8 protein-coding genes and 1 rRNA gene are annotated in these 10,426 nt (G+C 27.5%); all 9 read left to right on the forward strand.

The genetic code is table 11. The features are described from left to right. Positions 1–5 precede the first annotated feature (5 nt). A complete protein-coding gene (gene nagA, locus ABHC41_RS12845) occupies positions 6–1,136 on the forward strand; it encodes an N-acetylglucosamine-6-phosphate deacetylase (RefSeq protein ID WP_092923220.1) in 1,131 nt (376 codons plus the stop codon). 18 nt (positions 1,137–1,154) lie between these two features. Further along, positions 1,155–1,904, forward strand: a complete 750-nt coding sequence (gene nagB, locus ABHC41_RS12850) for a glucosamine-6-phosphate deaminase (RefSeq protein WP_166504871.1) — start codon at positions 1,155–1,157, stop codon at positions 1,902–1,904. A 340-nt stretch (positions 1,905–2,244) separates the two neighbouring features. Further along, positions 2,245–5,079: an immunoglobulin-like domain-containing protein gene (locus ABHC41_RS12855; RefSeq protein ID WP_195238576.1), complete on the forward strand. Its 2,835-nt coding sequence runs from the start codon at positions 2,245–2,247 to the stop codon at positions 5,077–5,079. 379 nt (positions 5,080–5,458) lie between these two features. Then, on the forward strand, positions 5,459–5,998 hold the full coding sequence (locus tag ABHC41_RS12860) for an XRE family transcriptional regulator (RefSeq protein WP_092923256.1): 540 nt from the start codon (positions 5,459–5,461) through the stop codon (positions 5,996–5,998). Between the two features lie 17 nt (positions 5,999–6,015). Beyond that, entirely contained in the window at positions 6,016–7,059 is a 1,044-nt protein-coding gene (potA, locus tag ABHC41_RS12865) for a spermidine/putrescine ABC transporter ATP-binding protein (protein ID WP_092923259.1), read from the forward strand. A 2-nt stretch (positions 7,060–7,061) separates the two neighbouring features. Next, positions 7,062–7,901 (forward strand): ABC transporter permease, encoded by an 840-nt coding sequence (locus tag ABHC41_RS12870; protein WP_092923262.1) that lies wholly within the window; start codon positions 7,062–7,064, stop codon positions 7,899–7,901. 104 nt (positions 7,902–8,005) lie between these two features. Further along, the gene (locus ABHC41_RS12875; RefSeq protein ID WP_092923305.1) at positions 8,006–8,683 is read left to right on the forward strand and encodes an ABC transporter permease; all 678 of its coding nucleotides are present in this window, start codon (positions 8,006–8,008) and stop codon (positions 8,681–8,683) included. Then, on the forward strand, positions 8,680–9,735 hold the full coding sequence (locus ABHC41_RS12880) for a spermidine/putrescine ABC transporter substrate-binding protein (protein WP_092923265.1): 1,056 nt from the start codon (positions 8,680–8,682) through the stop codon (positions 9,733–9,735). Before ABHC41_RS12875 ends, ABHC41_RS12880 begins: the two co-directional genes overlap by 4 nt. Positions 9,736–10,350: 615 nt before the next feature. Continuing rightward, positions 10,351–10,426: ribosomal RNA gene (locus ABHC41_RS12885) — 16S ribosomal RNA — on the forward strand; the annotation flags it as partial.

Raw genomic sequence — 10,426 nt, forward strand, 5'->3', positions numbered from 1 at the left:
TAAGTATGAAATGTATAGTTAATGGAAAAATAGTTTTAGAAAATCAAATATTAGAAAATAAAGTACTAGTATTTAATGAGAAGATAATCAATATAGTTAATGAAGCACCAAAAGATTGTGAAATAATAGATGCCAATGGAAATTATGTATGTCCTGGATTAATAGATATACATATACATGGCAACATGGGAAAAGATACAATGGATGGCACTGATGATGCTATTTGTACGATAGCTAAATCCATAGCAAGACATGGTGTAAGTTCATTTTTACCAACAACAATGACTATGGATGAAAAGAGTATAACAAATGCCATAGACACTATAAAGAAATATATGGATAAAGATACTAAAGGGGCCCAAATTATAGGGACTCATTTGGAAGGGCCATTTATAAATAAAGATTATAAAGGAGCTCAAAATGAAAAATTTATAGTTGCTCCAACTTATGAATTTATAGAAAAATACAAGGATGTAATAAAGATAATAACTTATGCGCCAGAAAAAGATGTAGATATGGAATTTACAAAAAAAATTAAAGCTAACACAGACATAGTTTTATCAATAGGTCATAGTAAAGCTACGTATGATGAAGCAAAAGAAGCTATAAATATGGGAGCGAGTAATATAACACATACATTTAATGGAATGAGCGGACTAAATCATAGAAATCCTGGGGTTGTTGGAGCTGCTCTTACAACTAATGTATATTGTGAGGTAATAGCTGATGAGATACATATAATGAAGGATTTATTCCAATTTATCTTGAATAATAAAGGTGAAGATAAGATAATTCTTATAACGGATTCAATAGAAGCTGGTGGATTAGAAGATGGAGAATATTCTTTAGGTGGTCAAAAGGTCATTGTTAAAAGTAATCAAGCAAGGTTAGAAAGTGGAAGTTTGGCAGGAAGTGTTATGCCTCTTAATAAGATGGTTTACAATTTTATGAATAATACTAATTTAGATATGAGAAAAGTTATAAAATTAGCATCAATAAACCCTGCCAAGTCAATAGGCATAGATAACAAAAAGGGTAGTATAGAAATAGGAAAGGATGCAGATATAGCTATATTTGATAAGGATATAAACTGTCATATGACTATAAACTGTGGAAAAGTAATATACAAAAAATAGATGAGGGGATAATTTATCATGAGAATATTAGTATGTAAAGATTACAATGAAATGAGTAAAAAAGCTGCACAAATGATAGCGAGTCAATTAACACTAAAGCCAGATTCTGTTTTAGGATTAGCTACAGGAAGTACTCCAATAGGAATGTATAAAGAATTAGTAAGTATGTATGAAGAAGGTCTTATAGACTTTTCTGAAGTTAAAACATTTAATTTAGATGAATACTTTGAACTTCCAAAATCTAATGAGCAAAGTTATGACTATTTTATGAGAGAAAATTTATTTAATCATATAAATATAAAAGAAGAAAATATACATATACCAAATGGTATGACTGATAATATAGAAAAAGAATGCAAAAACTATGATGAGGCTATTAAGGAAGCTGGAGGAGTAGATATACAAGTGTTAGGTATAGGTCACAATGCCCATATAGGATTTAATGAACCTACAATAAACTTTGAAAGAGGAACTCATCTAGTTAATTTAAAGGAAAGTACAATAGAAGCTAATGCAAGATTTTTTGATAGCATAGATGAGGTACCTAAAAAGGCTATAACTATGGGGACTGGTTCAATATTTAAGTCTAAAAAAATAATGCTTTTAGCATCAGGGGAAGGAAAAGCAGAAGCTATATACAATACAGTTTACGGAAAAGTTTTACCAGAAGTACCAGCATCAATATTACAATTTCATAATGATATAGTATTAATCTTAGATAAAGACTCAGCAAGTAAGTTAGATCCAAAAGATTATAAGTTAGTATAAAAAATAACACCTCATATGAGGTGTTATTTTTTATTAATTAAAATTATATTTTAAGTATTTATATTTCATTAAATGGTATAAAAAATTGTACAACTGGGTTTTAGATGATTATTTAACCAATAGAGAAATTTTTTAAACCTATACTAATTTTCATATGAATTTAAGTATTATAAATCTATATATGAATATTAGGTATCAATAATTTTATTTTTTGAAATTTGATTTTAAAAAGTTTTTAGGGGTAAGAATGGTAAGTAGCAATAATTTCCATTATTTTATAATGTTCTATTTAATAAAACTTTTATTTGAATCTTAATTAAATAAAGGGGGGAAAAATCTAATGAGCAAAAAAAATAATATTAAAAAGACATTTGTATTAGTAATTACAACAACAGTAACTATACAATCAATGATGGTAAATGTACTAGCAGATGAAATAGAGTCTAGTAATAAAGATACAACTGGAATTGGTTTGAATAAAGAAGAACATTTAGATCCAATTTCTATAGATAAAAAAAATGAGCCATCTACAGAAATTTCTAACACAGAAAGTATAGATACTAAAAATGAAATTAAAGATAATAATTTAAAAATTGAAAATAAACCTATAGTAAATAGCGATGCTAAATCTGTAGATGAAAAGTTTAAAGAAAGTAAAATAATTGATATTAAAGATATAAATTTAAAAAGAGCAATAAATAAACAGTTAAGAAAGAAAGATTTGGATGCAGATATAAGTAAGTCTGAATTAGAGTCATTAAAAAGATTAACTGTAATTGATTCAAAAATATCAGATTTAGAAGGGCTGCAATATTGTGTGAATTTGACTTACTTATACTTAGATGGAGATCAAATAAATGATATAAGTCCTATAAAAAACTTATCTAAATTAACTATTTTGCACTTAACCAATAATCAAATAAGTGATATAAGTCCTATATCAAAATTAACTAATTTAGTTACTTTGAACTTAGCTAGAAATCAAATAAGTGATATAAGTCCTGTATTAAATTTAATTAATTTAGCTGATTTGGATTTAGCTAATAATCGAATAAGTGATATAAGTTATGTATCAAATTTAACTAAATTAACTAATTTATCTACTTTTGACTTAACTAATAACCAAATAAGCGATATAAGTCCTATATCAAATCTAACTAATTTAGTTACGTTGCGCTTAACTGAAAATCAAATAAGTGATATAAGCCCTTTATCAAAATTAACTAATTTAAATTATTTATATTTAAATCACAATCAAATAAGTGATATAGCTCCTTTGTCAAACTTAACTAAATTACATGGCTTGCATTTGTCTTACAATCACATAAGTGATATAAGTTCTATAGGAGGATTGACTAAATTAGCAGGATTATATTTAAGTGATAATGAGATAAATGACATAAACTCTTTAGAAAATTTGACTAATTTAGATTTTTTAAATTTAAATAATAATCAAATAAGTGATATAACTCCTTTATCAAATTTAACTAAATTAACTATCTTGCACTTAGCTAATAACCAAATAAGTGATATAAACATCTTAGAGAGATTATCTAAGTTAATTATTTTAGATTTAGCAGATAATAAGATAAGTGATATAAGTCCTATAGCTAATCTAAATAAACTGATTTTTTTAAAATTAAACAATGATCAAATAAGCAATATAACTCCTTTAGCTAGTTTGAACCATTTAAATTACTTACAATTAGATAACCAAAATATAAAATTAAAATCAAAAAAAGTAAAGCAATTGGGGTCAATAGAAATTGATGACATAATAGTAGATGAAAAAGGAAATAAAATAGAACCATCAAATATTTCTGAAAATGGATTATATAATAAAGATACTAACAAAATCTTATGGAAAGATATAAATGTTAATAGTGAAAATTACTCTTTTTCAAAGAATGTAAATATTGGTAAATGTAATGCTGAATTTTCAGGTAATGTAATTCAACCAATCGAACTTATAGTAAATAAAGCACCAACGATAAATGCAGAGAATAAAACAATAAAGGTTGGAGAAAAGTTTAATCCATTAACAGGAGTAACTGCTAATGATAAAGAAGATGGAAATATTACTGACAAAATTAAAGTAGTGGAAGATACAGTTAACACAAATAAGGTAGGTACTTACACAGTTAAATATGAAGTAACAGATAATGAAGGAGCAACAGCTACTAAAACAATTACAGTCACAGTAAAAAGTAATGATAAACCAGTAATAACTGGAGTTGATAATATAAGTATAAGAGAAGGAACGGAATTTGATCCAATGGCTGGAGTAACTGCTACAGATACTGAAGATGGTAATATAACTAAAGATATTAAAATAACAGGAAATGTAGATGTTAATAAGCCAGGTAAATATGAATTAATATATACGGTAACAGACAGTGATAGAAATACTACTACTGTAAAAAGAGTGATTATAGTTAATCCTAAAATGGTAGAAATAAATGCAGTGCCAACGATAAATGCAGAGAACAGGATAATAAATGTTGGAGAAAAGTTTAATCCATTAACAGGGGTAACTGCTAATGATAAAGAGGATGGCAATATTACTGATAAAATTAAAGTAGTGGAAGATACAGTTAACACAAATAAGATAGGTACTTACACAGTTAAATATGAAGTAACAGATAGTAAAGGAGCGACAGCTACTAAGACAATTACAGTTACAGTAAAAAGTAATTATAAACCAGTAATAACTGGAGCTGATAATGTAAGTATAAGAGAAGGAACGGAATTTGATCCAATGGCTGGAGTAACTGCTACAGATACTGAGGATGGTAATATAACTAAGGATATTAAGATAACAGGAAATGTAGATGTCAATAAGCCAGGTAAATATGAATTAATATATACGGTAACAGACAGTGATGGAAATACTACTACTGTAAAAAGGATAGTTACCGTTTTACTAGATTCTATTAAAAATGATACAAATAACAATCAGACTGAAAATAAATCAGGGTCAAATGAAAGTAGTGTAAGCTCAAATAGTATTGTAAGCGCGAATAAACCAAGTAGTTTACATCAACCTAATAAAATCGAGATAAACGATAATTTTAATCCTCAAACAGGAGATACAGGTAGTTTAGGATATATTGCTTTAGTACTAGTAGCATTATTAGGACTAGTTGTAAATAAAATAAAAAAAAATAAGGCTTAGTTAAGCCTTATTTTTTTGTTTTTATTTTAATCTAAATTATTTATGCGATTTTATTTTACATTAGTATAGGGTTTACAAATTTAAGGAAAATAGATGATATATATACTTTAAGAAAAATAAAAAATATAAAAGAGTTAAAATTTTTTAGATTATAAAAGTGAGTTAGAGATACTAAACTTTATGAATATTAATATAAACAAATGTAGAGGTATTTTACATATAAAACCAGTAAAATACTTGATTTATATGTAATGCTTTAAAAATGAAAAAATTAAAAAAACTATTGAATTATATATAGAAGTTTTATATAATAAACTTTGATGTTTAGGTATTTTAAACAATATGTTTACTAAAAATATGAAAATTAGGAGGTGGAAAGATGGATATAGGTGAGAAAATAAAGAGAATGAGAATTGAAAAGCAATTGACTCAAGAAGAATTAGCTAATAGATGTGAATTATCAAAAGGATTTATATCTCAATTAGAAAATAATTTAACTTCACCATCCATAGCTACACTTATAGATATATTAGAAATATTAGGAACAAACTTGAGAGAATTTTTTAATGAAATAGATGATGAAAGAATTTGTTTTACAAAGGATGATATGTTTGAGACAGAAGATGAAGATCTTAAATATACATTTAAATGGTTAGTTCCAAATTCACAAAAAAATGAAATGGAGCCTGTAATAGTAACTCTAGAACCAGGCGGTAGGTATAAGGAAGAAAAGCCACATGAAGGTGAAGAGTTTGGCTATGTTCTTTCAGGAGCCATATACCTTCATATAGGAGATAAATATAATAAAGTAAGAAAAGGAGAGAGTTTTTACTTTAAGCCAAGAGCTAATCACTACATATCAAATGCAGGAAAAACTACTGCAAAAGTGATTTGGGTATCAACTCCTCCATCATTCTAGGAAAGAGGTGTTAATAATTGGGTGAAAATATAATTGAATTAAGAAATCTATCAAAACAATATGATGATTTAAAAGTTTTGGATGATTTATCTTTAGATATAAAGAAAAATGAATTTTTAACGTTACTAGGTCCAAGTGGATGTGGTAAGACTACAACGCTTAAAATAATAGCAGGGTTTGAGCAGGCAGATGAAGGTAGTGTATTATTTGAAGGAAAAGAGATTAATGAAATACCTCCATACCAAAGACCTGTAAATACAGTTTTCCAAAAATATGCATTGTTTCCTCATATGAATGTATATGAAAATATAGCATTTGGACTTAAGATAAAGAAAATGCCTAAAGATAAAATAGATGAAAAAGTAAAAGAAATGTTAAAATTAGTGGCATTAGAAGGAAAAGAAAATAGAAAGGTTGATTCACTAAGTGGAGGGCAACAACAAAGAATTGCTATTGCTAGAGCATTAGTAAATGAACCTAAATTATTATTATTAGATGAACCTTTAGGGGCATTAGATTTAAAGCTAAGACAAGAGATGCAAATAGAATTAAAGAGAATGCAAAAGAAGTTGGGAATAACTTTTATATTTGTAACTCATGACCAAGAAGAAGCTCTTAGTATGTCAGATACTATAGTTGTAATGAACAAAGGTAAGATACAACAAATGGGAACACCAGAAGATATATATAATGAACCTAAAAATTCATTTGTTGCAAGATTTATAGGAGAAAGTAATATATTTGATGGAATTATGTTAGAAGATTATAAAGTTGAATTTTGCGGTAAAGTATTTGAATGCGTAGACAAAGGGTTTGAAAAAAATGAAAATATAGAAGTAGTAATAAGACCAGAAGATATAAAAATGGTAAATCCAGAGGATTCAATGTTAAAAGGGACAGTTACATCTAGTATATTTAAGGGTGTTCATTATGAAATAGAAGTTAAAGAAAATGATAGAAAATGGATTCTTCATAATACTAAAAATGCACAAGTTGGATCAGAATTAGGAATGGATATATATCCAGAAGATATCCATATAATGAGAAAAGAGCAAAATTAATTATGAAAAATAAAAAATCTATACTAGCATATCCATATATAGTATGGAGTGCAATATTTATTGTAATCCCTTTAATACTAGTATTTGTTTTTAGTTTTACTATAGAAACAGATAATGGTCGAGTGTTTTCTTTAGCTAACTACAAAGAATTGATGGACCCTATTTATTTTAAAGTATTTTTTAGATCGATAACATTAGCTGGAATATCTACAATTATATGTCTTTTAGTAGGATACCCAGTAGCATATTTAATATCAAAAGCAAATGTAAATAGAAGAGGAACATTAATATTATTATTTATACTTCCTATGTGGATGAACTTTTTATTAAGAACTTATGCATGGGTTGCTATACTTGGTAAAAATGGACTTTTAAACTATTTATTAGGAATATTTGGAATAGAACCTGTTAGCATATTATATACTAATGTAGCAATATTACTTGGAATGGTTTATAATTTCTTACCATTTATGGTTTTACCTATATATACATCTTTATCTAAGATGGATAATGATTTAATAAATGCTGCAAGAGATTTAGGAGCAAATAGTTTCCAAGTATTTACCAAAGTGATATTCCCATTAAGTTTGCCAGGCGTAGTTTCTGGAATAACAATGGTATTTATGCCATCTGTAACAACATTTGCTATATCAAGATTACTTGGTGGTGGTAAATTTATGTTAATAGGTGATTTAATAGAACAACAATTTACTGTTGTAGGAGATTGGAACTTTGGTTCAGCAGTCTCTATATTTATGATGATAGTAATACTTATATCAATGGCAGTAATGTCTAAAGTTGATGATGAATCAGATAAAGAAGGCGGTGGGTTATTATTTTAAAGTTAAAGAAAGTAATATCTAATGTATATTTGTTTTTGGTATTCTTATTCTTATATGCACCAATATTTGCACTAGTTGTATTTTCATTTAATGATTCTAAATCAATGGCTCACTGGAGTGGATTTACGTTTAAGTGGTACCAAAGATTAATACATGATGAGAATATAATGAGTGCACTATACTACACTATAATAGTTGCTTTAATTTCATCTATAATAGCAACTATAGTAGGAACTATAAGTGCAATAGGAATACAAAAGATGAGAACAAGAGGAAGAAAGGTAATGTTAAATGTAAACTATCTTCCTATGCTAAACCCAGATATAGTAACAGCAGTAGCTCTAATGAGTTTATTTGCTTTTTTAAACATAGAGTTTGGTTTTACAACTATGTTATTAGCTCATATAATGTTTAGTATACCATATGTAATATTGTCGGTTCTTCCTAAGGTTAGGTCGATGCCACAAAACATAGAAGAAGCAGCAATGGACCTAGGTGCTACACCTATGTATGCACTTAGGAAAGTAATACTTCCTCAAATAAAACCAGGAATAATATCAGGATTTTTAATTGCATTTACGATGTCAATAGATGACTTTATAATTAGTTTCTTTAATACAGGAAATGGAGTTAGTAATCTTTCTATAGAAATATATGGTATGGCAAGAAGAGGTATAAAACCAGAAATAAATGCTTTATCTACTATAATGTTTACAGTAGTATTAATATTGCTTTTAATATCAAATAAAAAACAATCTATAGTAGCAGGGAGTGACAAATAGTGAAAATAAGAAAAAAGATAATATCGCTTTTAACTATAGGTATAATAAGTTCAGTAGCATTAACTGGATGTAAAAGTTCTACAGATTCTACAAAAGTACTTAATGTATACAATGTTGGGGATTATATAGACGAAGATCTTATAGCTAAGTTTGAAAAAGAAACTGGAATAGATGTATTATATGAGACTTATGATACAAATGAGATGATGTATCAGAAAGTTAAAAGTGGAAGTACTAATTATGACTTAGTTTTCCCTTCAGATTATATGGTTGAGAAAATGAGAAATGAGGACTTACTTCAAAAGATAGACTTTAAAAATATACCAAATATGAAATATATAGATAAGAGTTTTTTAAATCCAGTATATGATCCAGATAATGAGTACAGCGTACCATATATGTGGGGAACATTTGGAATATTATATAATAAGAAAATGGTAAAAGAGCCTGTTGATAGCTGGGACATATTATGGGATCCAAAATATAAAGGAAACATAATGATGTTTGACTCAGTTAGGGATACTATGGCAATAGCATTAAAAAAACTTGGATACAGTATGAATACTACAAATCCAAAAGAAATAGAAGAAGCAAAAGAACTTCTTATGAAGCAAAAAGATTTAGTTTTAGCATATGTTAATGATGAAGGTAAAGATAGATTATTAGGCGAAGAAGTTGCTATGGGAATAATTTATTCTGGAGATGCAGTTACCTTAATGGAACAAAATCCTAACTTAGCTTATGCAATACCAAAAGAGGGAACTAATAAATGGGTAGATGCTATGTGCATACCCAAAACAGCACAAAATAAGAAAGAAGCTGAAATGTTTATTAACTTTTTATTAGAACCTGAAAATGCTAAGCAAAATGCTGAATATATTGGATATTCTATACCTAATACGGGAGCAATAGAGCTATTAGATGAACAAACAACTGAAAATCCAGTTGCATATCCACCTAAAAAGTTACTGGATAAATGCGAGACATTTATAGATTTAGATGACAAAATAAAATTATATGATAGAGCTTGGATTGAGTTAAAATCAAAGTAAAAGAGTAGAGTATTCTACTCTTTTTTTGAAAAGAAATTATACTTTATGTTAATTTATAAATAGATAAAACTTAATACATAATGATTATTATTTATATATTAAAATAGTTTGTTTTGTAGTTTGTTTTATAAACCCTTCCAGATCATTATTTATTATATCTCTTGATTCATAGAAGGCTCTATCTCCACCTTCTTCCCTTCCTCTAAAGGAACTAAATAAGGGTTTTAAAGCTTTGATACCTCATATCTATTGTATCTAGACATATACCTAATGCATATAGCACCACCTATTGAATGTCCTATTAAAGTAATATAATTTGATTATAGTATTATTTTTTAAATTTAAAGAGGCATGTGTTAACTTAAAAACAAGAAGAGAGGTATGAAATTTATATAAATAAAAAAATAATAAAAAACTGTTGACTAAATAATTTCAAAGTGGTATAGTTATACTTGTCCTTAAGAAAAGGGCAAATAAAAAAGTAAGCGCCGACACAGTCGCTTAAAATGAACTTTGAAAATTAAACAGTAGGTTAATTTATATAACTGATTCTTAAAGAATTGAAAACAAACCAAGCCAGATATTCAGATAATGATAGTCTGAGCAGGAAAACTTATATTTGAGAGTTTGATCCTGGCTCAGGATGAACGCTGGCGGCGTGCCTAACACATGCAAGTCGAGCGATTTACTT

The sequence above is a fragment of the Romboutsia sp. 1001216sp1 genome (assembly GCF_039841805.1).
Classification (GTDB): domain Bacteria; phylum Bacillota; class Clostridia; order Peptostreptococcales; family Peptostreptococcaceae; genus Romboutsia_C; species Romboutsia_C hominis.

Coding starts and splice junctions, on each gene's coding strand:
- nagA (WP_092923220.1), top strand. CDS start 6: ATGAAATGTATAGTTAATGGAAAAATAGTTTTAGAAAATCAAATATTA.
- nagB (WP_166504871.1), top strand. CDS start 1,155: ATGAGAATATTAGTATGTAAAGATTACAATGAAATGAGTAAAAAAGCT.
- ABHC41_RS12855 (WP_195238576.1), top strand. CDS start 2,245: ATGAGCAAAAAAAATAATATTAAAAAGACATTTGTATTAGTAATTACA.
- ABHC41_RS12860 (WP_092923256.1), top strand. CDS start 5,459: ATGGATATAGGTGAGAAAATAAAGAGAATGAGAATTGAAAAGCAATTG.
- ABHC41_RS12870 (WP_092923262.1), top strand. CDS start 7,062: ATGAAAAATAAAAAATCTATACTAGCATATCCATATATAGTATGGAGT.
- ABHC41_RS12875 (WP_092923305.1), top strand. CDS start 8,006: ATGGCTCACTGGAGTGGATTTACGTTTAAGTGGTACCAAAGATTAATA.